The organism is Kribbella sp. NPDC055110, assembly GCF_053607525.1.
The window spans coordinates 187,653-214,320 of sequence record NZ_JBSGTS010000002.1 but is presented as its reverse complement, the minus strand read 5'-3'; the positions used below and the strand labels follow the sequence as shown (position 1 = coordinate 214,320).

Below are 26,668 nucleotides of genomic sequence, written 5' to 3'. Positions count from 1 at the left end.
GCTGACGGGGTGGCTGCTCGTAAAGGTTCTGCGCCGAAGCTGGGCGATGTGCTTCTCGTGACCGGGACCGAGTCGTTCCTGGCGGATCGGGCCGTGCGGTCGGCGATCGCGGCGGTGTCGAAGACCGCGGAGGCCGCCGGTGACAGCCCGGTGGAGGTGACGGATCTCGAGGCGTCGACGCTGGACGTCGGGGTGTTCGCGGAGCTGACCGGGCCGTCGTTGTTCGCGACCGAGCGGGTGCTGGTGCTGCGCGGGCTGGAGAACCTGCCGAGCGAGATGGCGCCGTATCTGATCGAGTACGCCGGGGCGTCGTCGGACGACGTACTCGTCGTGCTCGTTCACTCTGGTGGGCAGAAAGGGAAGGGCGTTCTCGACAAATTGCGGAAGGCATCGGTCAACGAGGTCGTGGCGACTGCGCCTAAGGCGTGGGAGCTTCCGCAGTTCGTGGCGGGGGAGATCCGGCTGCACGGTGGGACGGTCGACGAGGGTGCGGCGTCGGCGTTGGTGGACGCGGTCGGTCACGACCTGCGGGCACTGGCGGGGGCGTGTTCGCAGCTGGTCTCGGATTCGGGCGGTCAGGCGGTGACGACGCAGCTGATCGGGCAGTACTTCGGTGGGCGTGCGGAGGTCACGAGCTTCGCGGTCGCGGATGCGGCGATCGCCGGTCGGACGGAGCCGGCGCTGGAGCAGCTCCGGTGGGCGTTGGACTGCGGGGTGGCGCCGGTGCTGGTGACGAGTGCGATGGCGGGTGGGTTGCGGGGGCTGGCGAAGTACTCGAGTGCGCCGAGTGGGATGCGGGAGGGGGACCTGGCGCGCGAGGTCGGCGTACCGCCGTGGAAGCTCAAGCAGCTCAAGCAGCAGTCGCGCGGCTGGACTCCGGGTGGTCTCGCGACCGCGATCAAGGCGGTCGCGCAGGCCGACGCAGACGTCAAAGGCGCTTCAGGCGACGCCGGCTACGCCCTCGAACGCATGGTCCTAACCATCACCCGAGCCCACGGCCGCCGCTAACCACCCACCTGTCCACACCACCCGCTGCTGACCACCCGCACCACCACCCGCGGGCGGTGCCTGGCTGTCGTCGGAGACCCGCTTGCGCCCAGCCGCCCGTCAGCCGCGTGGTTGCCGGCGGGGTGGCTGGGGTTGGGGACGCAAAAACGATCGGCCGGTCGCGGGGACTGGCCGATCGTTGGCGGGGCGCGTCGGGGACGCGGACCCTGGTGTTAGAGGGAAGCGGCCTTCTTGAAGAGGGCCGACTTGCGGTTCGCCGCCTGGTTGGCGTGGATGACGCCCTTGCTGACGGCCTTGTCGAGCAGGCGACCGGCCTTGCGGGCGGTCTCGGTGGCCTTCTCGGCCTCGCCGGCCTCGACGGCCTCGTGGAAGCGGCGAACAGCCGTCTTGAGGGTCGACTTCACCGACTTGTTGCGAAGTCGCGCAGCCTCGTTCTGGCGGTTGCGCTTGATCTGGGACTTGATGTTCGCCACGGAGCAGGGCCTCGATCAGGAGTTTGCGGTCATTCGGAAGGTGTTGCGGCGCACGGCTGAGCACCACCCGTGAACGCGCGAAGACCTAGATTACCAACAAGCCGTCTCCTCCTCCAAACCCGCTCCCGCTGGGTTGGCCGGGGCGACGGGCGCGGATTGGTTCGGGCCGGGGGTGATATCGGTTCGGGTGGGGCGTGATTCAGGCTCGTGTGGTGGTTTCGGCGGTGGATTTCAGGCGGGTCAGGGTGGTGTGGATGCCGTGGATGTTGCGTGGGGTGCGGTTGCCGAAGAGGGGGCGGAAGAGGAGCTTCAGGGTCGACGGGCGGTGGTCGGTCCAGGACTCGGTGACCTTGCAGCCGGTCGCGGTGGGGGTGAACTCGTAGTCCCAGCGTGAGATCGGGATCGGGCCGAAGGTGATGTCGAAGGTGAACCGGCGGGCGGGCTGCGCCGTCACCACCTTCCCGAAGGTGAACCAGCGGACGACGCCGGCCCGGTTGTGCCCGACGAACCGCGCCCCCGGCACCGGACCGTCACACGACCCGGCAGTGGACCCGCCCGAGGACCCGGCGATGGACCCGGCGATCGACCCGCCCGAGGACCCAGCGGACGACCGGCGCGAGGACCAAGTGACGTGGGTGCATTCGGGGCTCCACTCGCTCATGCGGGGTAGATCGCTGACCAATCGATACAGTGCGTCAGCGGACGATTGCACTGTGATGGACTCGGTCAGATCCGGCATCGGGTTTTCCCTTGCTGTCGGCCGTCGCCTGGTGTGCACAGCGTGACACTGTCGGCGGCTGACGGCATACTCAGGGCCCCGTGACGCCCGCGAGCCAAGGGCTCCACCATCGCTCCGTCCAAGCCTGGAGGAACTGCGTGACCCGCAAACGCCCGGCGATCCTCGTCGCCACCGCATTGATCGCCGCCTGCGCCGGCGTACCCGTGCTGGTGAACGCCGCGAGCGCCAGCCAGCCGGCCCCGAGCCAGGCGGCCGATCCGGAGGTCAAGCGCTCCGAGACCGGCTCGTACATCGTCCAGCTCGACGACTCCCCGGTCGCTGAGTACGACGGCGACATCGCCGGCCTGGCCGCGACCAAGGTCCTGCCCGGCGGCAAGCTGCTGAAGACCGCGGCGCCCGTCGTCGGCTACGTGAAGCACCTCGCCGGGGAGCGTGACCAGCTCCTGCGGAACAGCAACATCAAGAAGCTCTACGACTACAACTACACGTACGCCGGATTCTCGGCCGAGATGTCGTACGACGACGCGGTCAAGCTGGCCAAGTCGTCGGGGGTGAAGAGCGTCGAGCCGAGCGAGATCGAGCACGCGGACACGGTCGACACCCCGCGCTTCCTCGGGCTGTCCGGCAAGGGCGGCGCCTGGCAGCAGGCGGGTGGTATCGACAAGGCCGGCGACGGCGTGATCATCGGGATGATCGACTCCGGGTACGTCCCGGAGCGAGCGAGCTTCGCGCCGATGACGACCACGAAGCAGTCCGACGCGATCATCGCGAAGAAGTGGAAGGGCACCTGCCAGGCCGGGGAGGAGGCGCCCGTCACCTGCAACAACAAGGTGATCGGCGCGCGGTACTTCGACAAGGGCATCGGCACCCGCCCGATCCCGGACGAGTTCAAGTCGCCCCGTGACTACGGCGGCCACGGCACGCACACCGCCAGCACCGCGGCCGGTAACTACGGCGTCGACATGACCGTCATGGGCCGCGACTACGGCAAGGGCTCCGGTATGGCGCCGCACGCCCGCCTCGCGATCTACAAGGCGCTGTGGGCGGTCGACGCGACCGGCGGCGGCAGCGGTACGGACGCCGACATCGTGGCCGCGATCGACGCCGCGGTCTCCGACGGTGTCGACGTCATCAACTACTCGATCTCCGGCAGCGGGTCGACGTACGTGAACGCCACCGGGCTCGCGTTCCTGCGGGCGGCGAAGGCGGGCGTGTTCGTCGCGACCAGCGCCGGGAACACCGGTCCGGGCGAGGCGACGGTCGGCAAGACGTACCCCTGGGTCACGACGGTTGCCAACGGCACCCATGACCGCGACATCCAGACCACGGTGACGCTCGGCGACGGCACGTCGTACACCGGTGCGGGCATCGGTTCCGGTACGCCGCAGACGCCGGTCGTCCTCGCGAAGGACGCGGGCCTGCCCGGCGCCAACCCGACCAACCTGACCCTCTGCCAGGCCGGCACGCTCGATCCGGCGAAGGTCACTGGCAAGATCGTGGTCTGCGACCGCGGGGTGAATGCCCGTGTCGACAAGAGTCTGCAGGTGAAGAACGCGGGCGGTGTCGGCATGATCCTGCTCAACATCACCCCGGGCACGCTGGACGCCGACCTGCACTCGGTTCCGACCGTCCACCTCGACGACAAGGCCACGCCCGCGGTCAAGGCGTACGTGAGCGGCACGACCAACCCGACCGCGACGATCGGCCCCGGTACGCCGGTCCGCGTCAACGCCCCGAAGGTGGCCAGCTCCTCGAGCCGTGGCCCGTCCCCGGCCGGCAACGGCGACCTGCTCAAGCCGGACATCATGGCGCCGGGCACGAACGTGCTGGCAGCGACGACCGCGTTCAGCGCGGCCGGTGGCGAGTACGCGTTCATGAGCGGTACGTCGATGGCGACGCCGCACATCGCCGGGATCGCGGCGGTGCTGAAGGGCAAGCACCCGACCTGGTCCCCGATGGCGATCAAGTCGGCGATGATGACGACCGCCACCGACAAGGACACCAGCGGCAATCCGATCCAGAACGACTCCGGCTCGCCGGCGAACCCGTTCGGGTACGGTGCCGGCGAGGTGCAGCCGAAGTTCGGTATCGACCCGGGCCTGGTCTACGACTCGACGTACACCGACTGGACGAAGTTCGTCTGCGGCTCCGGACAGGTGCCCAGCACGCACGAGCTGTGCGCGAACGGCAAGATCGACCTCAGCGACCTGAACTACCCGACGATCGCGATCGGCGACCTGGCCGGCAAGCAGACCGTGACCCGGACCGTGACGAACGTCGGCGAGATCCCGGAGGTCTACTTCCCGAAGGTCGAGGGCCTCCAGGGCCTGAAGGTGACCGTGACGCCGCGGATCCTGGTCACGCTCCCGGGCCGCAGCACGACGTACAAGGTCACGATCGAGAACAACGGCGCGCCCCTCGAGCAGTACTCGTTCGGTCGCCTGGTGTGGAAGTCGGTCAGGCACAGCGTGGCGAGCACGCTGGCGATCAAGCCGCTGACGGTGAAGGCGCCGGTCCAGGTCAACGGCACCGGCACCGCGGGTTCCGTGCAGGTCCCGGTCACGGCCGGGTACGCCGGAACGCTCGAGACCACCGCGCTGGGCCTGAACCCGGCCACGGTCGGCGAGGCCGCGCTGAAGAACCCGGGTGGCGTGTCGTTCCCGACGACCGCGCCGAAGGCCAACGACCACGTCGCGAAGTTCACCGTGAACGTCCCGGCCGGTACGACGTACGCCCGGTTCTCCACGTTCGACGCGGACTACCCGGCCGGCACCGACCTGGACGTGTTCGCGTACAAGGCCGGTACGGCGACTCTGCTCGGCAGCAGCACCGGTGGCTCCGCTGAGGAAGAGGTGAACCTGTCGCAGCCCGCAGGTGGTCAGGTGGACGTGTACGTCGACCTGTACGCCGGGGCGAACGAGCAGCAGGTGAAACTCGACCACTGGGAGGTGCAGAAGGCCGAGGGCAATCTGGCCGTCGCACCGGCCAGCCAGCCGGTGACAGTTGCCGGCCAGGTCTCAGTGACTGCCAGCTGGACCGGACTGACTGCCGGCACCAGGTACTTGGGTCAGCTCCACTTCACCGACGGCGCCGACGGTTCCGGCTCCACCGTCGTCCGCGTAGACAGCTAGTAGACATCTGAACGACGAGGGCGGCCCGGAAACCGGGCCGCCCTCTTCTATCTGTTACGGCTCGTGGATCGTCCAGCCGTCTGCTTGCTTGACCAGCAGCTTGCACTCGCCTGACGTGACGTCACAGCGGAACAGCTGATTGTGGACGGGGCCGGTGGTCTCCCCCTGCCCCGAACCGATCGTCTCGGTGAGAGTCAGCAGTTGGGTGCCGTTCTCGAAGACCGGCAGCGGCAGGGTGTCCACCATCCGGTCCTTCAGGTTGAGCTTGGTGACCTGACCGGTGTTGATGTCGATGGCCTCTTTCCGCACGCTTTGGATCATGGTCCGGCCGTCGGGTGACAGCACCGGGTAGAGGTGCTCGGGGCCCTCGCTGCAGTTCTCCCGAAGTACCTTGAACCCGTCGTCTCGCAGCGCACCCGCCTTGAGACACTGCTTCCCGTTGACCTTGGCCGACACGACGATGGTCCCGGCCGCCGCTGGAATCGACGCGGAGCCGTCGAAGCCGGCGATGGACACCGGTCGCTGCTGACCGGAGGCCGGCTGCCAGACGATCATTCCGGCTTTCTCGCGGTCCAGCCACAGGCCGTCCTGGTTCCAGCCCAGGAGGGTCGGTCGCCCAGCCTCGGCGGGCAGCTGTGCGACCTGCTTCCCGGACTGGATATCGACGACGATCACCTGGCCGCGGGTGTTGGACAGGTAGTGGTACATCGCCACCTGCTTGCGATCCGGGGAGAGCGCCTGACCGTCGGACCGGTCCGGGCCGAGCGTCCGGAAGGCGCCGTTCGGCAGCAGGATGAGGGGCTGGAACTGCCCGGGCTTGGGCATCAGCATGCCCAGCCACCCGCCGCCGGCACGGCCGTAGAAGTAGCCGTCGACCCCCTTCGGAATGCGCACCTTCTGCTTGCCGTCGTGGAGCGCGTTCTCGTCGTACACCGTGTACGGAATCTGGGGAGCCACTCCGGAGACCGGAGGCGCTGGCCGCCGCGCCGGATCGGGCTGGTCGCCGGAGGATCGGGTCAGCAAGGATGCCGCCAGTACGACGACCACGACGATCGCTGCGGCGGCTGCGAGGACCGGCCAATGGCGGCGTCGCTGAGGTGGTTCGAGGCCCGGGCCTTCGGCGTTGGCGGGGACGGTGGCGGCCTGGGTGTGCAGGTAGTCGCGGAGGCGGGTTTCGGTGTCGGTCATCGGAGTTCCTCGAGGCGTTCGGTCAGGACGGCGAGACCGCGCGACGACGTGGCGCGGGCGGAGGACTCGCTGATCCCGAGAATCTGGGCGATCTCGGCGTACGGGAGATCGAGGTAGTAGCGCAGGACGAGGACCTCGCGCATCCGCCGCGGCAGTCCCTGGAGCGCCTGCTGCACCTGGGTCCGTTCCTCGCTCAGTACGGCGTCGCTCTCGGCGGAGGCGTTCGGCGCCTGGTGCGGCGGGATGTACAGCCGGGCGACCTTGCGTCGTCGCAGTACCGACCGGCTGCGGTTCACCACTGCCGTCCGGAGGTAGGCCAGGGCCGCATCGGGCCCCCGCAACGGCCAGCGCCGGTACAGCTCGGCAAATGCCTCCTGTACGACGTCCTCCGCCGCCTGCCGGTCGTCGACCATCAGCACCGCCAGCCGGACCAGTCCGGCCCAGTGCTGCTGGTAAAGCGCCGACACGGCCGCCTGTGCAGGCGCCGGGCGTCCGATGCTCACCATTTGATTCGTCACACCGCTAGAGACGCGCGGCGCTCAGAAACGCTGCGCCCGGTCCCGCACCCAGTCCAGGTGCACCAGAGCACTCTCACGCTGCCACGTCCGCACAGTAGGCAGTCCAGGTGGCGCGGGCTGCGCCGCACCCCACCACAACCCGCCACCGATCGCGGCGATGAGCCCAGTGATCGCCGGGTCTTCTGGCAAGTCCGGCAGTGTGACGGACGCGCGCATTTCGGCGTGCAGGATCACCGTGTCCGCCCAGCGCGGTGCCAGCGCCGGGTGCGCCCAGTCGATGAACACCACGCGGTCGTCGGTCAGGATGATGTTGTCCGCCCGCAGGTCCCAGTGCGCCAGCGCGTTGCCCTCGGCCAGCGCACGGAGCCCGGTGCGCGCCAGCTCCGCGAACTCCTCCACCCGGCCGTCCATCCAGGCAGGTACGGCGAGACCGTCCTCCAGCACCTTGTCCCACCGGCTCAGGAACTCCCTGCTCCGCACAGCCGCCACAGGTGCGTCGGGCCACGGTGACGGGTCCAACGCGTCGGTCAGCTCGTCCAGTGCGCCCAGCACTCGGTCGGCGTCAGCCTGCTCCCACGGGTGCGCGGGCAGTCGCCCCTCGATGTCCTCGAAGAGCATCCCCACCCAGTCGCCGTCGTCGTACACGTCGTACAGCACCGGTGCCATCGGGACCGTGCCGATCCCCTGCATCGCGGTGATCTCCTGGCGGAACAGGTCCGGCGTCTTCGGGTTGAGCGCCGTACCGACGGTCTTCACGAAGGCCCGGCGGCCGGAAGCGGTCACCAGGCGAGCCGCGACGCCGGGGGAGAAGCCGCCCTGCTGCGTGACCGCCGACACCACGACCGAGCCGAGCGAGCGCTCGACCCAGGCCCGCACCGCCGCGGGCAGCTTCTCGAAGGGCAACCGGACCCCAGCAGCATGCGCCATGCGACCAAACGGTAGGCGGCCCAAAGGCCGTCCGCCGGTGATTTTCGAATCTGCTGGACCGCCATGGGATGATTGACCGGATATACCCTTCGAGACCAGAACTGGATCCCCTCCGTGCCCGTTGGCCCCACGAAAGTGCCGCAGCCGGGTCGCACCGACCCGTCGCTGATCCGGAACTTCTGCATCATCGCTCACATCGACCACGGCAAATCGACGCTGGCCGACCGGATGCTGCAGATCACCGGGGTGGTCGACGACCGCTCGATGCGGGCGCAGTACCTCGACCGGATGGACATCGAGCGCGAGCGCGGCATCACGATCAAGTCGCAGGCGGTCCGGCTCCCGTTCGCGCCGAAGCCGGACACTCCGGGCGGCCTGCTGGCCCCGGACGGTACGACGTACATCCTGAACATGATCGACACGCCGGGCCACGTGGACTTCACGTACGAGGTCTCCCGGTCGCTCGAGGCGTGTGAAGGCGCCGTACTGCTGGTGGACGCCGCGCAGGGGATCGAGGCGCAGACGCTGGCGAACCTGTACCTCGCGCTGAACGCCGACCTGCACATCATCCCGGTGCTGAACAAGATCGACCTGCCGAGTGCGCAGCCGGAGAAGTACGCCGCGGAGCTCGCGCACATCATCGGATGCGACCCGTCCGACGTGCTCAGGGTGTCCGCGAAGACCGGTGAGGGTGTCGAGGAGCTGCTCAGCGAGATCGTCGCGCAGGTCGAGCCGCCGAAGGGCGTCAGAGACGCACCGCCGCGGGCACTGATCTTCGACTCGGTCTACGACACGTACCGCGGCGTCGTCACCTACGTCCGGGTGGTCGACGGCGAGCTGACGCACCGGGACCGGATCAAGATGATGTCGACCGGCGCGGTGCACGAGATGCTCGAGGTCGGGGTGATCTCCCCGGAGCCGGTGAAGACGCCGAGTATCGGGGTCGGTGAGGTCGGTTACCTGATCACCGGGGTGAAGGACGTTCGGCAGTCCCGGGTCGGTGACACCGTCACCGCGGCGGTTCACGGCGCGACCCAGGCGCTCGGCGGCTACAAGCACCCGCAGCCGATGGTGTACTCCGGGCTGTTCCCGATCGACGGCGACGACTACCCGACGCTGCGCGACGCGCTGGAGCGACTGCAGCTGAACGACGCTGCCCTGCAGTACGAGCCGGAGACCTCGGGCGCGCTCGGGTTCGGGTTCCGCTGCGGGTTCCTGGGGTTGCTGCACATGGAGATCGTCCGGGAGCGGCTCGAGCGCGAGTTCGACCTGGACCTGATCTCGACCGCGCCGAACGTGGTGTACCGGGTGGAGATGGAGGACGGCAAGGAGTTCGTCGTCACCAACCCGAGCGAGTTCCCCGAGGGCAAGATCGCCGACATCTACGAGCCGGTGGTGAAGGCGACGATCCTCAGTCCGAAGGACTACATCGGCGTGATCATGGAGCTGTGCCAGACCAAGCGGGGCAACTTGGGCGGCATGGAGTACCTGTCCGAGGACCGGGTCGAGCTCCGCTACACGCTGCCGCTGGCCGAGATCGTCTTCGACTTCTTCGACCAGCTGAAGTCCAAGACCAAGGGCTATGCCTCCCTCGACTACGAGCCGACCGGTGAGCAGTCGGCGGCGCTGGTCAAGGTGGACATCCTGCTACAGGGCGAGACGGTCGACGCGTTCTCGGCGATCGTGCACCGCGACAACGCGTACGCGTACGGCGTCGCGCTGGCCGGCAAGCTGAAGGAACTGATCCCCAGGCAGCAGTTCGAGGTGCCGATCCAGGCCGCGATCGGGTCCCGGATCATCGCCCGCGAGTCGATCCGCGCGATGCGCAAGGACGTGCTCGCCAAGTGCTACGGCGGTGACATCACCCGGAAGCGCAAGCTGCTCGAGAAGCAGAAGGAAGGCAAGAAGCGGATGAAGATGGTCGGCCGTGTCGAGGTCCCGCAAGAGGCCTTCATCGCCGCCCTCCGGACGTCGGAATCCGGCGAGAAAGCCGGCAAGAAATAGGTGCCGGTCGAGATTCCTGACGGCCTGCTCGTTGTCGCGTCGCGCGGGCAGGACTGGGCGGATTGGCTGGATCGGCTGCCGCGGTTGCTGCGGGATCTCCTCGACGAGTGGGATCTGCGCGTCGACGGTACGGCGGCGTACGGGAACTGCGCGATCGTCGTACCGGTGCTTGCGGACGGAACGCGGGCGGTGTTGAAGGTGCAGTTCCCGCACTGGGAAGCGGAGACCGAGCACCTGGCGCTGCGGGCCTGGGCCGGCAACGGCGCCGTACAACTGCTGCGCGCGGACCCGCGCCGGTTCGCGCTCCTGCTCGAGCGACTGGAACCGCGGGACCTGACGACGATCGACGCGCTCGACGCCTGCGAGATCGTTGGCAGCACCTACAAGCGGCTTCATGTGCCTGCGGGACCGCAGTTCCGGACGCTGTCCGGGGAACTGAAGCGCTGGGTGGAGCGATTCCGGCAACTGCCCGCGTCGGCGCCGGTTCCGCACCGGTACGTCGAGCAGGCGATCTCGCTGGCCGAGGACTTCATCGCCGACCCCGCGACCGACGGCCGGCTGATCCACACCGACCTGCACTACGAGAACATGCTCGCCGCGGACCGTGAACCGTGGCTGGTGATCGACCCGAAACCGCTGTCCGGCGACCCGCATTTCGAGGTCGCGCCGCTGATCTGGAACCGCTGGGACGAGATCGCCGGCCGCGACCTGCGCTTCGCGGTCCGGCAACGGTTCTGGACCACGATCGACGCGGCCGGCTTCGACGAGGACCGCGCCCGCAACTGGGTGATCGTCCGCCAGATGCTCAACGTCCTGTGGACCCTGGAGTCCACCAGCACCGACGAGTCCCTGCCCCAGGACTGGCTGACCCGCAACATAGCCATCGTCAAAGCGATCCAGGACTGACCGGCCGTGAGGTAGTAGACACTGGGTTGAAGTTAGTAGTTACTACCTACTAACTTCGGTCGTATGCCGACACGGATGACGGCTGCGGCGGCGGGTGATGGTGAGGTGCGAGACGCCGTACGGGCGAGCTTCGCGCGGTTGTGGCAGTCCGTCGCCGACACCGCGCAACTGGATCCGGTCACGTGGTCCCACCAGGTCAGAACCCGCATCAAACCAGGGCTTTTCAGCCACATCACCACCGACACCAACCGATGAACACGCCGACCCTGGTGCGGTCTCCGCGGATGCTCACGGAGTTCTTGGTGTTCGTCGGATTGGTCGGCGCGGTGATCGGGAGTCTCGGCGCGCCGTTGATCACAGCGGTGGCCGAGGCGTACGACGTTTCGCTCGCGGCCTCGCAGTGGACGCTGACGATCGCGTTGCTCGCGGGGGCTGTGGCGACGCCGGTGCTCGGGCGGCTTGGGTCCGGCCCGCGGCGGCGTACCGTCGTACTGGCGATGCTGGCGGTCGAAGTTGTCGGCAGTCTGCTGACGGTGATCCCGTTGCCGTTCGCGTTCCTGCTCGTCGGCCGGGCGCTGCAGGGCTCCGGGATCGGGCTGATCGTACTGATGATGGCGGTCGCGCGGGACCACCTGGACGAGCAGCGGGCCGCGCGGACGATCGCGTTGCTGTCCGTCGCGTCGACCGCGGGGATCGGGATCGGCTACCCGTTGTCCGGTCTGCTCACCGACCTCGCCGGCGTACGTGCGGCGTACGGACTCGGACTCGCCATCACCGCAGCCGCCTTCGCCGCGGCCATTTTCGCACTACCGCAGGCACCGCACCGGCCGTCGTCGCGTCTCGACGTCCGCGGCGCGATCCTGCTCGCGATCGCCCTGCCGGCCCTGCTGCTCGCCATCGGTGAGATCAGCGATCACGCTGTTCCGGCCGCAGCAATGCTCGCGGTCGCCCTCCTTCTCCTGATCGGCTGGGCCTTCCTCGAGGTCCGCACCGTGAGTCCGCTTGTCGACATGAGGCTCCTCCGGCATCCCGCAGTTGCAGCCGCCAATCTCGTGATGCTCACCGGCGGCGTCGGCATGTACCTGCTCTTCAGCCTGATCACCCGCTACGTGCAAACCCCAGCGACAGCCGGCTACGGCTTCGGGTTGAGCTCCTTCCAGGCCGGACTCGTCCTGGTCCCGTTCTCGGTCCTCGGCTTCGTCGCGGGCCGGCTGATCCCGGCGTGGCGCGACCGCCTCGGCGCCAGGTTGTTGCTGGCAGCAAGTACCGCGGTGGTGCTCGCCGCGTTCGTACTCTTCGCGCTCGCCCGGTCACACCTGGTCGAACCGATCCTTGCCATCGGCATCCTCGGCTTCGGCGTCGGCGCGTTCTCGGCCGCAATGCCGGCCGTCATCCTCGCGGTGACACCGGCCGCCGAGACCGCGAGTGCGATGAGCGTCAACGCAGTGGTCAGGAGCGTCGGCTTCTCCGCCGGCAGCGCCCTCGGCGGCCTCATCCTGGCGACTCACACCACGGGCGTCTTCCCAGCAGAGTCCGGGTACGGCGCGGCCGCCTGGATCGGGGTCGCCGCCACCGCGGTCACCCTGCTGACCATCGCCGTACTGCCGCTCAGGCGCGACGCGGACCTGCGCCACTCACCAACCCCGTCCTGAGGTCGTCGCCGGTCGAGGTTTGAGCGTGACGACGCGAGGCGGCGTGTGCTTGATGAGTGGCGCAGGTCCGCCAAACCAGTGGATCGGACCAGCACGGTGGGAGAGGATGGCGGTATGCGGTTGTTGACGGTCAATGTCGTGGAGAAGCTGATCCCGGGTCCCAAGGAGACGGGGTTCACGGCGATCGACAAGCGCCCGCAGCCCGGCCGGGTCCGGGTCGGTGAGCTCGGTCTCGCCGGGGATCGGGTCTGTGACACCAAGAACCACGGCGGCCCGGATCTCGCGCTTTATGCGTACGCCGAGGAAGACGCCAACTGGTGGGCCGCCGAACTTGGTCGCGACATCCCGACCGGCTTGTTCGGCGAGAACCTTCGCACCGAGGGGCTGGACGTCAACGGCGCGCTGCTCGGCGAGGTGTGGCGGATCGGTGACGAGGTCGAGGTGATGGTCCGCGCGCCGCGCACCCCGTGCGTCACGTTCCAGCACCGCATGCAGGAACCGCACTGGGTCAAACGCTTCCACCAGGCCTGCCGCCCTGGGGCGTACCTGAAGGTGCTCCGCGAAGGCACGATCGGCGCCGGGGACCCGATCCAGATCGTCAGCCGCCCGGACCACGAGGTCACCGTCGCGCTCATGTTCGCCCAGCAGGACGCCGCCAAGATGCGGCGCATGCTCGACTCCGGCGTAGACCTGATGGACGAACTCCGCGACACCGCACACCGCGTCCTCTCCCGCGAGTGAGCCCCCACCAATGGGGAGAGCGGAGGGGATGGGGTGACGGGGGTGCTGCCGGAGGTCGGGCCGTCACGAACATCGGCGCGTTCACGCTGCATTTCGACACCGGTACGGCGTACCGCCTGATGTGGGCCGCCGCACGTCAGGCAGCTGGTCAGGTAGTGGGTTCGAGGTAGCCGAGGGCCGCGGAGATTTTGCGGGCGGCTTCGATCGCGGCCGGCGCCATCAGCGCGACCTGCGCGATGGACTGCTCCAGCGAGAGGGTGGAGATGCTGACCGCGGCGATCGCGGCGCCGGTGTGGTCGTGGATGACCGCGGCGACGCAGCGGATACCGGGCTCGTTCTCCTCGTCGTCGAGCGCGTAGCCGCGGGACCTGGTCTGCGCGAGATCCGCCTTCAGCGCGGCTGCCGACGTATGGGTCAGGGGAGTGCGCGCGGGCAGACCGGTCCGGGTGATGTGGACGTCGAGCGCCTCGTCGTCCTTCTCCGCGAGCAGCGCCTTGCCGATCCCGGTGCAGTGCAGCCAGATCGCTTTGCCGACTCGCGACGGCATCCGGTACGGCTTCGGGCCGTCGAGTCGCGCGACGTAGATCGCCTCGTCCCCGTTCAGCAGACCGACATGGACCGTGCATCGCGTTTGCGCGACGAGGTCCGCGAGCACCGGGCGGGCCACGGTGGCGAGGTCGACGTTCGTCAGCGCGTGACCGGCGAGCCGGAGCGCCTTCGGACCGGGGTGGTACGAGCCGTCGTCGGCCTGCGTGACGAACTCGTGCTCGACCAGGGACGCCATGATCCGGTGCACGGTCGATTTGGCCAGGCCGGTCGCGTTCACAACGTCGGTGAACCGCGAGTGCTCCAGTACGGCGTCCAGCACCATCAACGTCTTGTCGATGGCCGAGGGCGAACTCATGTCGGACATCCTGCCACTCCTTACCATCGAACTACCGCGCCAGCCAGCCACCGTCGACCGCGAGCACGTGGCCGTTGACGTAGTCCGCCGCCGCCGACGCGAGGAACACCGCGGCTCCGACGACGTCCTCCGGCTGCCCCCAACGTCCGGCCGGGATGCGCTGCCGGATCGCGGTCTCCCGCTCCGGGTCCGCGCGCAGCTCGGTGGTGTTGTCGGTGCTGATGTACCCGGGCGCGATCGCGTTCACCTGGACCCCCGCCGGTCCCCACTCGTTGGCCAGCGCTCGGGTCAGCCCGGCCACCGCATGCTTGCTCGCGGTGTACGCCGGGACGGTGATCCCGCCCTGGAAGCTCAGCAACGACGCGATCGTGACGATCTTCCCGGTACGCCGTTCCGCCATCGCGGCCCCGACCGGGCGAGTCACCGCCCAGGTGGAGTTCAGGTTCACGTCGATCACGTGCTGCCAGTCCGCGGTCGTGGTCTCGGCCGCCGGCGCCCGCCGGATCGTGCCGGCGTTGTTGACCAGGATGTCGATCCGGCGGTCCTTCGCAACCGAGATGGCGGCGGCCTCGACCGCTGCGGGGTCGGCGAAGTCGGCGATCACCACGGTCGCGTCGCCGCCGCCGTTCTGCTTGATCGCCTCGAGCGTGTCCTCGAGCGCGGCGTCCCGGGCCATCAGGATCAGCTCGGCACCGGCAGCGGCGTACCCGGCTGCGATCGCCGCGCCGATCCCACGGCGCGCTCCGGTGACAAGCGCCGTACGTCCTTCGAGGGTGAAGGGCGTCACCGCAGGTCCCGTACGTCGACACCGTCCATGTCGCCGAATGCCTGGTTCTCGCCGGCCATCGCCCAGACGAAGCTGTACGACGACGTGCCGCAGCCCGAGTGGATCGACCAGCTGGGGGAGATGATCGCCTGACGATCCGCGACCAGCAGGTGCCGTGTCTCGTCGGGCTCGCCGAGCAGGTGCACGATCCGCTCGGTCTCCGGGAGCCCGAAGTACAGATAGCACTCGGTACGGCGGTCGTGGGTGTGCGCGGGCATCGTGTTCCAGGTGCTGCCCGCGTGCAGCGTCGTCACGCCGAGCACGACCTGGCAGCTCTGTACGCCGTCCGCATGGATGAACTGGTCGATCGTCCGGCGGTTCGCGGTCTGCTGATCGCCGAGCTCGAGACGGTTGCCCTCGCCGGGGTCGACCTGTGCGGTGGGAAACGTCGCATGTGCCGGCGCGGAGAAGACGTAGAACGCTGCCTCGCGTCCTTCGAAGACCACGTTGCGGACACCGCGCCCGACGTACAGGCAGGCGCCGGTGGTCAGCTCGTAATTCGTTCCGTCCGCGCTGATCGTGCCGGGTTCGCCGACGTTGACGATGCCGGCCTCGCGGCGTTCGAGGAAGAACTCGCTGCGCAGTTCGGGGTAGGTGCCGAGCGTCAGCGGCCCGTCCGTCGGGCGGGCGCCGGCGAGCACGATCCGGTCGTGGTGGGTCAGCACCGCGGTGACGGCGCCGGGGACGAAGAGGTCGTCCACCAGGTAGTGGCGGCGCAGTGCGGCCGTGTCGAAGCCCGGCAGCTGCTCGGGATGGGTGGCGTGCCTGATCTGCAGAGTCACGGAACTAGGTTCTACTCAGCAGAACCGACTGTCAATCACTCTGGAGGCGTGGAACAGGCTTACGAAATGTTCCAGGTTCCGTCTATTGACACACGGTTCTGGTCAATGGAACCTTCCAGTCACTCGCCCATCGCCCCTGGGAGGATCCCGATGACCGCTCTGGACTGGTCGGTCCTGGTCGGCTACTTCGTGTTGATGGTGCTGATCGGAGTCTGGTCGCGCACCAAGATCAAGACGGTCGTGGACTACTTCACGACCGGAGGCCGGATTCCCTGGTGGTTGTCCGGCATCTCGCACCACATGTCGGGCTACAGCGCCGTCATGTTCGTCGCGTTCGCTGCGGTCGCCTACTCGTACGGCATCACCGTCTACGTCTGGTGGGCGATGACGATCGGCATCGGTGTCGGCATCGGCGCGTTCCTGTTCGCGGCGCGGTGGAACCGGCTGCGGGCCAAGCACGGGGTCGTGTCGCCGCTGGAGTACCTCGCGCGGCGGTACAACCTGCCGACGCAGCAGGCGCTCGCGTACTCCGGTGCCGCGCTGAAGGTCGTCGACATCGCGTCGAAGTGGGTCGCGATCGCCGTACTGCTGAACGGTTTCACCGGCGTCCCGATCCGGTGGGGGATCCTGCTCACCGGTGTCGTGACCATGCTGTACGCCACGCTCGGCGGGCTGTGGGCCGACGTACTGACCGACTTCGGGCAGTTCGTCATCCAGTTCGGGGCCGGCGTCGCGATGTTCATCGGGGTGCTCGCGCAACTGGACGGCGTACCGACGCTGTGGAAGATGTGGGACCAGTTGCCGGCCGGGCACGGTGACGCGCTGAACGGGCCTTATACGCCGATCTTTCTGATCGCATTTCTGTTCATCAAGACGTTCGAGTACAACGGCGGCATGTGGAACCTGGCGCAGCGGTACATGGCCGCGCCGTCCGGGTCCGCGGCGAAGAAGTCCGCCCTGCTCTCCTCGGCGCTGTGGCTGGTGTGGCCGTTGATCCTGTTCATCCCGATGTGCGCGGCGCCGCTGCTGGTGCATCCGGGCAAGCCAGAGCAGTCGTACGTCGCCCTCGCGCAACTGCTCCTGCCGACCGGGCTGATCGGGCTGGTGCTGGCCGGGTTCTTCTCGCACACGATGGCGATGGTGGCCTCCGACGCGAACGCGATCTCGTCCGTGATCACGCGGGACCTGGCGCCCGTGCTGGTGCCTCGCGTCCGGCAGTTGACCGACAAGGCGACGTTGAAGATGGCGCGGATCGCCACGTTCACGTTCGTCACCGTGAGCATGCTGATCGCGATCGCGACGAACGGTGAGGGCGTCGTACTGAAGATCGTCGTCGACCTGGTCGCCGCGACGATGGGTCCGATCGCGATCCCGTTGATGCTCGGGCTGCTGCCGTGGTTCAGGCGCAGCGGCCCGCGGGCGGCGCTGGCGTCGTGGGCGATCGGCCTGATCGTCTGGGTGATCGTCAAGTACGGCGTGGGTTCCACCGACACCACCCTGGTCGTCGCGTTGCCGTTGGCAACTTCTTTGGTCGTGTACGTCGGACTCGGCCTGCTCGCGCCGGAGAACCGCCCGGACGTCGACGAACTGGTCGACTCGCTGAACACCGACGAGGTCACCACCCGTCCCGCACCTGCACTCAGCTGAAACACTGTCCCACGACACGGAACCGTCACCCTAGGAGAAGCCTCGTATGCCGAACATCACCGTCGAACTCCTCTCCGGCCGCACCCTCGACCAGCGTCGCGAGTTCGTCGCCGCCGTCACCGACTCCGCGATCGCCATCCTCGGCGCCAAGCGCGAAGCCGTCCGCATCGTCTTCACCGAAATCGAGAAAACCGACGTAGCCAACGGCGGAACCCTCGCCGCCGACGTCTGATCCGCCGGGGACGGATCCCCAGGCCATCACAATCCGCACAGCCGTCGGGTTCCACGCCTGACGGCACCCGCGAGGCTCGATTGTGATGGCCTGGGGATCCCCGGACCTCCCGCACTCACTAACCCCACCTGAGGCGCGAGCCGTCCGCCCGCTTGAGCCTGCGTCCGCCGGAAGCGGGTCAGTTGGTGAGTGTCTGGGGTCCGGTGCTTGAAACCCGCAGGCGTCGGTGGCGCCGACCAACTACTGTCGTGCGCATGCGAGTTGGTGTGTTCGGTGCTACGGGTCAGGTCGGCGGCGTGATGCGGGAGTTGCTCGTCGAGCGCGACTTCCCGGTGGACGAGGTGCGGTTCTTCGCCTCGGCGCGGTCGGCGGGGAAGAAGCTGGCGTTCGGGGACCGGGAGGTTGTCGTCGAGGACTCGGCGACCGCGGACTTCTCCGGGCTCGAGCTGGCGTTGTTCTCCAACGGGAAGACGGCCTCGAAGGAGCTCGCCCCGAAGGTGGCGGCGGCCGGTGCCGTCGTCGTGGACAACTCGTCCGGCTGGCGGATGGACCCGGACGTGCCGCTGGTGGTGTCCGAGGTGAACCCCGAGGACCTCGACACGATCCCGAAGGGCATCGTCGCCAACCCGAACTGCACGACCATGGCCGCGATGCCGGTGCTGGCCCCGCTGCACCGCGAAGCCGGCCTCACCCGGCTCGTCGTCGCGACCTACCAGGCCGTCTCCGGCTCCGGCGGGGTCGGCGTGAGCGAGCTCGAGGATCAAGCCCGCGCGCTGGCCGAGGTCGGTGGAAAGCTTGCCCGCGGCACCGACGGCATTACGCTCCCCGAGCCGAAGGTGTACGCCGGGCCGATCGCCTTCAACGTACTCCCGCTGGCCGGCTCGATCGTTGCCGACGGCACCGGTGAGACCGACGAGGAGCAGAAGCTCCGCAACGAGAGCCGGAAGATCCTGCACCTCCCGGACCTGCCGGTCGCCGGCACCTGCGTCCGCGTGCCCGTCTTCACCGGCCACTCGCTCAGCATCCACGCCGAGTTCGCCGAGCCGATCACCCCGGAGCGCGCCACCGAGATCCTCGGCGCGGCACCAGGTGTCGCCGTCACGGACCTCCCGACTCCGCTGCTCGCAGCCGGCCAGGACCCGTCGTACGTCGGCCGCATCCGGCAGGATCAGTCCGTCCCAGGTAACCGCGGACTGATCCTTTTCGTCTCGAACGACAACCTCCGCAAGGGCGCCGCCCTGAACGCCGTCCAGATCGCGGAGCTCCTAGAACGTCAGCAGCGGTAGAAGTCCTTCGTGTACACGCCGTTCACCGCGGTCAGGGTGTGGTCGTAGCAGCCGTGCCCGATCGCGCGGTAGCGCACGGTCTGGGTTCCGGTTGCGTGGCGCTGGTCCCGCGGTACGCCGTAGATCCAGGACGCGCGCCCGTCGTACGTCTCGGTGCTGGTTCTGGCCGGTGTGCGGATCGTGTCGTGGATCTTCAGGTCCGTGACGACGTCGTACGCGCCCGGGATCGTTGCGTTGGGCAAGAAGGTGAGTACGCCGTTCTTGCCGTAGTCGAGGTCGGTGCGCTCGACGCGGCCGTTGCTGATCGTCGTCGAGGTGTCGCGCCAGTTCGCGTCCAGCGCGTCGCGGGACTCGCCGGCGTCCCACGTGTGCTTCGAGACATTGCTCAGTGCGCGGTGGACACTCGTCCGGACGCGGCCCGCCGAGGTGTCGACGTACCCGCTGATCGTCAGGGTGCGGGACGCTGTGGTGTTGACGGAGCCGGCCGCGTTCGGGGCGCCGGCCACGTCGTCGGTCTTCGCGAGCGGGCTGACGGCGTACGAGGTGAGACCGCCGGTCGTCTGTGTGCGGTGCGCGTCGGTCCACACGTGCAGGTTCGGGACGGTGAACCACCCCGACTGCCCGGCCGGTACGCCGTCGACGTGCACGCGGAACTCGTGCGGCTTGCCGTCGGTGAGCAGCCCGGCGAACGGAGTGAGGTCGTAGGCCAAGGGCTTGATGTCGAACGCGCGCGGCGCGGGGGACGGGCGCCACGAGTACGGGTTCGACCAGCCGCCGGTGTAGATGTACGGGTACGGCAGGGCGATCCCGGCGAGTTTGCCGTCGATGCTCACGTCGACCTCGCGGTACGGCGATCCGTCCGGGCAGGAGTACCCGGTCTCGGCCGGCGCGGACGTGTCCCAGAACTCCTCGCAGCCGCCGCCTGATCCCGTGACGTACACCTCGCCGAGAAGGCGAGTCGTGTTCCGCGGCAAGGTCGCCGTACCGATCAGATCGGAGTCCACCCGCGTCTGGTTCTGCAGGGGGAGTACGTCGTCAGCGGTCCGGGCGGCCGGGGTGTGCCGGTCTGTCGTGTAGAAGTCGAGCGTGACGGTGATGTCGAGGACACCGGTGTACGTGTCGTTGACCACGTTGCCGAGTTCCATCACGACGGGTTGCGCCGTCCGCAGGAGCGGGCTGTACGACGTGACGTCCTTCTCGACGTCCCAGGCGATACCGTCCGCGCTCGGCTCCGGGGTCGACGTACGGAAGAGGCCGACGCCGCCGATCGTGATGTGCCCGAGGCGGTCGTACTGCACGCCCTTCACCTCGCCGTGCATCCGCAGCACGACCTTGGACCACGGGCCCGCACACGCGGCCGGCGGCGTGTACGTCGCCTGGTACGGGTCGAAGTTGCGGAACTGATTCCGGACGATCTGCACCTCGCAGTGCCTGGTGTCCGGTACGGCGACCTTCGGCGCGGGGGTCCGCGGGTCGTCGTAGTCCGACCCGAACTCCGCCGGCGGGGTCACCGCGTGGGCCGGAGCACCCAGACCGAGGAGTAAAACGGATAGTGAGACAAGAGCCACCGACCGTATGCGCATGTTGCGGAAACGTAATGGAGAAGGTTCACGTGGGCAAGCGAGTGCCATGGTCAGGCACGGTGCCCAGCGATTACCCTCCAGTCACTTGACCCCCTACGGAGGCCAGTTATGAAGCCTGTTGCCGATTCCGGCCAGCTCGCGCTTCTCAGCAACCGCAAGGACACCATGGCCCAGATGTTCCTGGACCGGGTGGCGGCGACGCCTGAGCGCGAGGCGTTCCGGTTCCCGCGCGGTGAGCAGTGGAAGTCGGTGACCTGGCGCGAGACCGAGGCGCTGACCCGCCGGCGTGCCGCGGGCCTGATCGCGCTCGGCGTGGAGCCGGAGCAGCGGGTCGCCGTCGCGTCGAACACCCGGATCGAGTGGATCGAGTGCTACCTGGCCGCCGTACTGGCCGCGGCCGCGACCACCACGATCTACCCGTCGACGATCTCGTCCGACGTGGCGTTCATCGTGGCCGATGCCGACGTCCAGGTGGTGTTCGCCGAGGACGCCGGTCAGGTGGACAAGCTCCGCGAGCACCGGAGCGAGACACCGTCGCTGCGCAAGGTCGTGCTGCTGGACGGTTCGCCGCTCGAGAGTGACGGCGATTGGGTGATCGGGCTCGGCGAGCTCGACCTGCTCGGCGACGCGTACCTCGCCGAGCACCCGTCAGCGGTCGACGACCGGATCGCAGGCATCAAGCCGGACAACCTGTGCACGTTGATCTACACCTCCGGTACGACGGGACGCCCGAAGGGAGTCCGGCTGCCGCACTCGGTGTGGACGTACGAGGGCGCCGCGGTCGAGGGGATGCGGGTGCTCTCACCGGACGACCTGCAGTTCCTGTGGCTCCCGTTGTCGCACGTGTTCGGCCAGGTGCTGCTCGCCGTACAGTGCCAGCTCGGGTTCGCCACCGCCGTGGACGGACGGATCGACAAGATCGTGGAGAACGCGGCCGTCGTACAGCCGACGTTCATGGCCGCGGCGCCGCGGATCTTCGAGAAGGCGCATGCGCGGATCGTGACGATGATCCAGTCCGAGGGCGGGGCGAAGGCCAAGCTGTTCGACTGGGCCTTCGGGGTGGGCGCTCGCGTGTCGGCTCTACGGCAGGCGGGCAAGGAGCCGGGTGGGTTGCTGGGCGCCCAGTACGCCGCGGCCGATCGGCTCGTGCTGTCGAAGATCCGGGCGCGGTTCGGCGGGCGGATCCGGTTCTTCGTGTCCGGGTCGGCCGCGCTCGACAAGTCGCTGGCGGAGTGGTTCCACGCGGCCGGGCTGCTGATCCTCGAGGGGTACGGGTTGTCGGAGACGTCGGCGGGATCGACGCTGAACCGGCCGACGCAGTACCGGCTGGGAAGTGTCGGCCCGGCGTTCCCCGGGACGCAGTTCAAGATCGCCGAGGACGGGGAGATCCTGATCAAGGGCGACGGGGTGATGAGCGGCTACCACAACCAGCCCGAGCAGACCGCCGAGGTGCTCGGCGCCGACGGCTGGTTCCACACCGGCGACATCGGGCACTTCGAGGACGAGTACCTGTTCATCACGGACCGGAAGAAGGACCTGTTCAAGACCTCCGGCGGCAAGTACGTCGCGCCGCAGGTGATCGAGGGCCGCTTCAAGACGATCTGCCCGTACGCGAGCCAGTTCATCGTGCACGGCAACCTGCGCAACTTCGTCTCCGCGCTGGTCACCCTCGACCCGGACGCGATCGAGGGCTGGGCCGCCGCGAACGGCCTGGCCGGCAAGCCGTACGCCGAGATCGTCACGTCGGACGCGGCACACGCGATGGTCCAGGGGTACGTCGACGAACTCAACGCCGGCCTCAACCGCTGGGAGACCATTAAGAAGTTCACCATCCTCGACCGCGACCTCACCGTCGAGTCCGGCGAGATGACCCCGAGCCTCAAACTCAAACGCAAACACGTGGAAGCGGAGTACGCCGACCTACTCGACAAGATGTACGAGTAGCGTCAGCGGGAGTTGGGGCGGACGTCCGCGAACGTCTCCTGGTCCAGCCGAACCGTCACGATCGCGACGCGCAGCGACGGCGTGAGGACGCCCCAGAGCGCGTCGCTGATCGTCGACCAGGCGGCCTCGACGGCGACTGTTGCGGGTCGGCCGTGGGTGATGATGTCGGACGCGGTGCCGGCGTACGTGGTTGTAGTGAGGGCTGTGCCTGGTGCGACGCGGGCCGCGTAGAGCGACGGGTGCTCAGTGAGTTCGGGCGCACCGTCGTACGCGCGGGCTGAGCCGATCACGACATCGGTCAGTTCCGCGCCGGTGATCGTGGCGCTCGCGGTGATGCGTGGGGTGCGGATCGGTGGGTCGGGTTCGTAGGTCAGCTGCCGCAGAGCGAGTTGGAGATCGGGCTGCTGCTCGCGGGCGGCGGTCAGTTCACCGACCTGGGTGCCGTTGCCGACAATGACCCAGTCGTCTCCGCGGGTCGCCGCCGTGTAGTGGCGCAGGTCGTCGACCGCGCCGCCGGACGTGTCGCGGACAACGATCTCGCGGTCGCGAACGACGAGCTCGCGGGCCTGGGAGGCGGGCGAGCGCCCGGTCAGCCAGTACGAGAAGAACGGAACGCCGTCCACGTCACGGCCGATGGCCAGACCCCGACCCGGATACTCGACCGATTCGAAGAGGCTCATCGCGCGAGGAAGCTGCGGATCGCGTCGACGTACTCGGCGGGCTGCTCGTCGTTGATCGAATGCGCCGAACGGTCGAAGATCTCGAGCGTCGCCCGCGGTAGCCGGGTCGCGAGGTCGCGGGGCATGTCGAAGCCGACGTGACGGTCCCAGAGGCCGGCGAGGATCAGGACGGGTACGTCGAGGGCGGCGAGATCGTCGGCGAGCTCCACGCGTTCGTTGCCGACCAGCGCCATCGCCATCTCCAGATTGGGCTCGGGCGCGTTCTCGTCGTCGGGCGGGATGTTCGCCGGATCGTGGTAGAAGAACCGGGCCGCGTTCGCGCTTCCCGCGATCGCCCCGAGCGCGGCGACCGTACGCTCGATCGGCTCCGTGACGCCGTCGAGCTGCGCACGGAGCGCCGTCCGCTCGTCAGGCGTGAGGAACGGGTCGACGGCCCCCGGCCGCATCGTCCACAGCCCCGGGTGCAGCGGGTCGGTGATCGGCGGCGCGTGCAGGATCAGCCCGTCCACATGGTTGCTGTGCGCAACGGCGTACTCGGCCGCCAGCAGGCACCCGAACGACACGCCCCACGGCACGATCCGCTCGACGCCCAGCGCCGTACGCAACTCCTCGAGATCCGCGACCAGACGCTCCATCGTGTACGTCGACGGATCGTCGGGCCGCGCCGAACGCCCACACCCGCGCTGGTCGTAGAACACCACCGGCGCCACCTTCGCGACCTCGTCCCCGACCGACTGCTCGATCGAATACGAACTCTCCCCAGGCCCACCGTGCACCAGAACCAACGGCACCCCGCCGTTCCCTGCCCCAACCACCCGCACCCAATGCTCAACCCCGCCAGCGGTGATCGTCCGCACCCCATCGCTCAACATGCCCGCGAGCATACGCGCGTCCCGAACTCAGGCCGGACGCCAGTTGCCGTGGTGGAGTTGGGACCGGGGTGGGCGCCGGTCGGTGGTGGTGTAGGGGCGCGGTGGTGGTAGGTCGGGGGCGCGGTGGCCGACGGCGATGGCGCCGATGGGCTGGGCGCCGTCGGGGATGCCGAACTCCTGGCGGAAGTCCGCGAGGTGGGGCGGACCTGGTTCGCGATCCTCACCGGCGAGGACCAGGAAGCCGAACCCCTGTGTGAACCCGGCGGACGGCCCGCGCAACGCGCTCGCGAGCACCCGCTCCACGGCCGCCGGCTCCAGCTCCCGCTCCGCGAACTCCCGGACAGTCCGTCGTCGCCGAAGAATCTCGCCGTACTCCATTCCCGGACTGTACGACGCCACGGTGCCAGCAGTTCCCGGAGGACTGGGAACAACCGATGAAGGCTGTGGATAGGCAATGGCTTGTTCTCAGTGACCGGCGGTTGTGCTTGCCTGGTTCAGGTGGTGGGGGTTAGGGCGGCGTGTTTGCCGGTGGTGAGGGATTGGCCTTGGTCGATCATTTGTTCGGCGATGCGGTCCACGGCGTGGGAGAAGGCGTCGGAGTTGTCTGGGTCCCAGTCCGTCAGGCGGTCCAGCATCCAGATGCGGAAGGCACCGACGAAGCGCTGGAACATCTCCATCCCGAGCGGGGTGAAGCGATAGTGCCCGAGGGTCTCGGCTAAGTAGCCGCCGGCAACGAGTTGGGTGGCGAGTGGTTCGAGGACGCCGGGTGGCATTCGGAGGTCGCCGGTCATCTCGGCCAGCGTCGCGGAGCCCTTCTCGGCGCCGCCGCGGAAGACGCGCATGATCATCCAGGCCTGGGCGTGGCTGAGCGGGAGTCCGGACTCGGCCAGGACCTCGGGTGCGGGGTTGCGTTTGTGGTGCCGTACGACGAGGGCGGCGAGCTTCTGGAGTTCGTGTTCGGAGTCGAACGACGCCGGTGCCGCGAAGTTCTCGCCGACGTCCGAGGCCGACATCCGCGCGGTGTCGCGGAGCGGGACCTCCTTCAGCAGCAGGGCTGTCAGGAAGCCGAGGCCGGCGACGGGGACCGCCCAGAGGAACACGACGTGGAGCGAATCGGCGTACGCCGCGGTGATGATCGACCGTGCCGCATCGGGCAACCCACGGACGCCCTCGACCGTCGACGCGAGCCGAGGATCGACCTGCGCGGTCTGGACCGCGACGCCGAGCTTCTCCGGCAACTGATGTGCGTAGATCGAGCCGAAGACCGCGACGCCGAAGGAGCTGCCCATCGTCCGCAGGAAGCTGACACCGGAGGTCGCGACGCCGAGGTCCGAGTAGTCGACCGTACTCTGCACGACCACCGTCGGGACCGGCATGCACAGCCCGACGCCGAGTCCGAGCACGACCATGAACCCGGCCGTCTCGACGTACGACGTGGTGTTGTCCAGCAGGGAGAGCAGGAACAACCCGACGCCGATCAGCGCGGTGCCGATGATCGGGAACAGCCGGTACCGCCCGGTCTTGCTGATCACTTGCCCGACGCCGACCGACGCGGCCAGCAGCCCCAGCACCAGCGGGAGCATCTGCAGACCGGACTCCGTCGCCGAGGCGCCGTGGACGAACTGCAGGTACGTCGGGAGATACGTGACCCCGCCGAGCATCGCGAATCCGATGATGAAGCTCATGATCGAGCACACCGTGAACACGCCGGACCGGAACAACCGCAACGGCAGCAACGGTTCCGCCGCTCGCCGCTCCGCCAGAACGAAGAGCACCAGCGCGAGAACGGACCCGACCGCCATCGCGATGATCACTGTCGACGTCCAGGCGTACTCGTTCCCGCCCCACGTCGTCACCAGCGTCAGCCCGGTCGCGGCGAGACCGATGAACAGGATGCCGAGGTAGTCGATCTTCGGACCGACCGCGGCCTTCACGGACGGCAACGTGATCGAGGCAACGATCAGGACCAGGATGCCGAGCGGCAGGTTGACGTAGAACGCCCACCGCCAGCTCAGGTGGTCGACGAACAGCCCGCCGAGCAGCGGTCCCGCGACGGTGGAGACGCCGAACACGGAGCCCATCACGCCCTGGTACCGGCCGCGCTCGCTCAGCGGTACGACGTCCGCGATCACCGCCATCGCGGTCACCATCAGCCCGCCGGCGCCGAGGCCCTGGATCGCCCGCGAACCGACCAGCCAGAGCATCGAGTCCGCCATCCCGCAGAGCGCGGAGCCGGCCAGGAACAGGACGACACTGAGCAGGAACATCGGCTTGCGCCCGTACAGGTCGCCGAACTTCCCGATCAGCGCGGTCATGATCGTCTCGGCGAGCAGGTACGACGTGACCACCCAGGACAGGTGGTTGGCGCCGCCGAGGTCGCTGACGATGGTGGGCAGCGCGGTCGCCACGATCGTCTGATCGAGGGCCGCGAGCAGCATTCCGAGCATGATCGCCACCACGACCGCGTTCCGGGTGGCGCGTCCGACAGGCTGAGCCTCCGTGTCCATGAGCCGAATGTAACCGCCCCGCCACGCTCCGCCACCACAACGACTCGGCGATCCGATCAAGAAACCCCGCCCCCGGCCCCCGCCGCCTCCGCGCCGTCAGACCAGTCCACTTTGTGCA

24 protein-coding genes are annotated in these 26,668 nt (G+C 68.4%); 11 read left to right on the top strand and 13 right to left on the bottom strand.

The features are described from left to right. Positions 1 to 9 precede the first annotated feature (9 nt). Entirely contained in the window at positions 10 to 1,008 is a 999-nt protein-coding gene (gene holA, locus ACWF0M_RS03965) for a DNA polymerase III subunit delta (RefSeq protein ID WP_452234103.1), read from the top strand. Positions 1,009 to 1,220: 212 nt separating this feature from the next. On the opposite strand, the gene rpsT is transcribed toward holA, so the two are convergent. Both rpsT and ACWF0M_RS03955 read right to left on the bottom strand, forming a co-directional pair. Beyond that, the gene (gene rpsT / locus ACWF0M_RS03960; protein WP_134000261.1) at positions 1,221 to 1,481 is read right to left on the bottom strand and encodes a 30S ribosomal protein S20; all 261 of its coding nucleotides are present in this window, start codon (positions 1,479 to 1,481) and stop codon (positions 1,221 to 1,223) included. Positions 1,482 to 1,680: 199 nt separating this feature from the next. Then, a complete protein-coding gene (locus tag ACWF0M_RS03955; protein WP_452234102.1) occupies positions 1,681 to 2,220 on the bottom strand; it encodes an SRPBCC family protein in 540 nt (179 codons plus the stop codon). A 137-nt stretch (positions 2,221 to 2,357) separates the two neighbouring features. Here ACWF0M_RS03955 and ACWF0M_RS03950 point away from each other — a divergent pair, with 137 nt between their 5' ends. Then, positions 2,358 to 5,351 carry a S8 family serine peptidase gene (locus tag ACWF0M_RS03950; protein WP_452234101.1) on the top strand — a complete coding sequence of 998 codons (2,994 nt, stop codon included), beginning with the start codon at positions 2,358 to 2,360 and terminating at the stop codon, positions 5,349 to 5,351. A 54-nt stretch (positions 5,352 to 5,405) separates the two neighbouring features. Here the strand turns inward: ACWF0M_RS03950 and ACWF0M_RS03945 are convergent, their stop codons facing one another. Genes ACWF0M_RS03945 through ACWF0M_RS03935 form a run of 3 tightly spaced genes read right to left on the bottom strand, consistent with a single transcriptional unit; the run spans position 5,406 to position 7,984 of the window. Beyond that, on the bottom strand, positions 5,406 to 6,539 hold the full coding sequence (locus ACWF0M_RS03945) for a hypothetical protein (RefSeq protein WP_452234100.1): 1,134 nt from the start codon (positions 6,537 to 6,539) through the stop codon (positions 5,406 to 5,408). After that, positions 6,536 to 7,045 (bottom strand): RNA polymerase sigma factor, encoded by a 510-nt coding sequence (locus tag ACWF0M_RS03940; protein ID WP_452234099.1) that lies wholly within the window; start codon positions 7,043 to 7,045, stop codon positions 6,536 to 6,538. Before ACWF0M_RS03940 ends, ACWF0M_RS03945 begins: the two co-directional genes overlap by 4 nt. Positions 7,046 to 7,078: 33 nt before the next feature. Further along, positions 7,079 to 7,984, bottom strand: coding sequence for a phosphotransferase family protein (locus ACWF0M_RS03935; protein WP_452234098.1), 906 nt, complete (start codon positions 7,982 to 7,984; stop codon positions 7,079 to 7,081). A gap of 114 nt (positions 7,985 to 8,098) precedes the next feature. On the opposite strand from ACWF0M_RS03935, the gene lepA reads away from it, so the two are divergent. The 5 genes from lepA to ACWF0M_RS03910 all read left to right on the top strand — a co-directional run bounded on the left by lepA (position 8,099) and on the right by ACWF0M_RS03910 (position 13,287). Next, positions 8,099 to 9,988, top strand: a complete 1,890-nt coding sequence (gene lepA, locus ACWF0M_RS03930) for a translation elongation factor 4 (RefSeq protein WP_452234097.1) — start codon at positions 8,099 to 8,101, stop codon at positions 9,986 to 9,988. After that, entirely contained in the window at positions 9,989 to 10,894 is a 906-nt protein-coding gene (locus ACWF0M_RS03925) for an aminoglycoside phosphotransferase family protein (RefSeq protein WP_452234096.1), read from the top strand. 63 nt (positions 10,895 to 10,957) lie between these two features. Continuing rightward, positions 10,958 to 11,149: a hypothetical protein gene (locus tag ACWF0M_RS03920; protein ID WP_452234095.1), complete on the top strand. Its 192-nt coding sequence runs from the start codon at positions 10,958 to 10,960 to the stop codon at positions 11,147 to 11,149. Continuing rightward, positions 11,146 to 12,546, top strand: coding sequence for an MFS transporter (locus tag ACWF0M_RS03915; RefSeq protein WP_452234094.1), 1,401 nt, complete (start codon positions 11,146 to 11,148; stop codon positions 12,544 to 12,546). Before ACWF0M_RS03920 ends, ACWF0M_RS03915 begins: the two co-directional genes overlap by 4 nt. Before the next feature lie 114 nt (positions 12,547 to 12,660). After that, on the top strand, positions 12,661 to 13,287 hold the full coding sequence (locus ACWF0M_RS03910; RefSeq protein WP_452234093.1) for an MOSC domain-containing protein: 627 nt from the start codon (positions 12,661 to 12,663) through the stop codon (positions 13,285 to 13,287). Positions 13,288 to 13,435: 148 nt separating this feature from the next. Here ACWF0M_RS03910 and ACWF0M_RS03905 read toward each other — a convergent pair whose 3' ends face one another. From ACWF0M_RS03905 to kduI, 3 genes are read right to left on the bottom strand one after another with little or no spacing between them, the layout of a single operon-like run. Then, positions 13,436 to 14,191 (bottom strand): IclR family transcriptional regulator, encoded by a 756-nt coding sequence (locus ACWF0M_RS03905; protein ID WP_452234092.1) that lies wholly within the window; start codon positions 14,189 to 14,191, stop codon positions 13,436 to 13,438. 31 nt (positions 14,192 to 14,222) lie between these two features. Beyond that, entirely contained in the window at positions 14,223 to 14,978 is a 756-nt protein-coding gene (locus ACWF0M_RS03900; RefSeq protein ID WP_452234091.1) for an SDR family oxidoreductase, read from the bottom strand. Beyond that, positions 14,975 to 15,799 carry a 5-dehydro-4-deoxy-D-glucuronate isomerase gene (kduI, locus tag ACWF0M_RS03895; protein ID WP_452234090.1) on the bottom strand — a complete coding sequence of 275 codons (825 nt, stop codon included), beginning with the start codon at positions 15,797 to 15,799 and terminating at the stop codon, positions 14,975 to 14,977. Before kduI ends, ACWF0M_RS03900 begins: the two co-directional genes overlap by 4 nt. A 150-nt stretch (positions 15,800 to 15,949) precedes the next feature. On the opposite strand from kduI, the gene ACWF0M_RS03890 reads away from it, so the two are divergent. The 3 genes from ACWF0M_RS03890 to ACWF0M_RS03880 all read left to right on the top strand — a co-directional run bounded on the left by ACWF0M_RS03890 (position 15,950) and on the right by ACWF0M_RS03880 (position 18,964). Continuing rightward, positions 15,950 to 17,446 carry a sodium:solute symporter family protein gene (locus ACWF0M_RS03890; RefSeq protein WP_452234089.1) on the top strand — a complete coding sequence of 499 codons (1,497 nt, stop codon included), beginning with the start codon at positions 15,950 to 15,952 and terminating at the stop codon, positions 17,444 to 17,446. Between the two features lie 46 nt (positions 17,447 to 17,492). Further along, entirely contained in the window at positions 17,493 to 17,678 is a 186-nt protein-coding gene (locus tag ACWF0M_RS03885; protein ID WP_452234088.1) for a tautomerase family protein, read from the top strand. Positions 17,679 to 17,932: 254 nt separating this feature from the next. Next, positions 17,933 to 18,964 carry an aspartate-semialdehyde dehydrogenase gene (locus tag ACWF0M_RS03880; protein WP_452234087.1) on the top strand — a complete coding sequence of 344 codons (1,032 nt, stop codon included), beginning with the start codon at positions 17,933 to 17,935 and terminating at the stop codon, positions 18,962 to 18,964. Here ACWF0M_RS03880 and ACWF0M_RS03875 read toward each other — a convergent pair. Then, positions 18,952 to 20,475, bottom strand: a complete 1,524-nt coding sequence (locus ACWF0M_RS03875; protein WP_452234086.1) for a peptide-N4-asparagine amidase — start codon at positions 20,473 to 20,475, stop codon at positions 18,952 to 18,954. The genes ACWF0M_RS03880 and ACWF0M_RS03875 overlap by 13 nt on opposite strands. 180 nt (positions 20,476 to 20,655) lie before the next feature. Here ACWF0M_RS03875 and ACWF0M_RS03870 point away from each other — a divergent pair, with 180 nt between their 5' ends. Beyond that, positions 20,656 to 22,491 carry an AMP-dependent synthetase/ligase gene (locus tag ACWF0M_RS03870; RefSeq protein ID WP_452234085.1) on the top strand — a complete coding sequence of 612 codons (1,836 nt, stop codon included), beginning with the start codon at positions 20,656 to 20,658 and terminating at the stop codon, positions 22,489 to 22,491. A gap of 2 nt (positions 22,492 to 22,493) precedes the next feature. Here ACWF0M_RS03870 and ACWF0M_RS03865 read toward each other — a convergent pair whose 3' ends face one another. The 4 genes from ACWF0M_RS03865 to ACWF0M_RS03850 all read right to left on the bottom strand — a co-directional run bounded on the left by ACWF0M_RS03865 (position 22,494) and on the right by ACWF0M_RS03850 (position 26,550). Then, positions 22,494 to 23,171, bottom strand: a complete 678-nt coding sequence (locus ACWF0M_RS03865; protein WP_452234084.1) for an IMP cyclohydrolase — start codon at positions 23,169 to 23,171, stop codon at positions 22,494 to 22,496. Then, positions 23,168 to 24,043, bottom strand: a complete 876-nt coding sequence (locus ACWF0M_RS03860; protein ID WP_452234083.1) for an alpha/beta fold hydrolase — start codon at positions 24,041 to 24,043, stop codon at positions 23,168 to 23,170. The genes ACWF0M_RS03865 and ACWF0M_RS03860 overlap by 4 nt, the downstream gene beginning before the upstream one ends. A gap of 27 nt (positions 24,044 to 24,070) precedes the next feature. After that, entirely contained in the window at positions 24,071 to 24,421 is a 351-nt protein-coding gene (locus ACWF0M_RS03855; RefSeq protein ID WP_452234082.1) for a nitroreductase family protein, read from the bottom strand. Between the two features lie 116 nt (positions 24,422 to 24,537). Further along, a complete protein-coding gene (locus tag ACWF0M_RS03850) occupies positions 24,538 to 26,550 on the bottom strand; it encodes a DHA2 family efflux MFS transporter permease subunit (RefSeq protein WP_452234081.1) in 2,013 nt (670 codons plus the stop codon). Positions 26,551 to 26,668 lie beyond the last annotated feature (118 nt).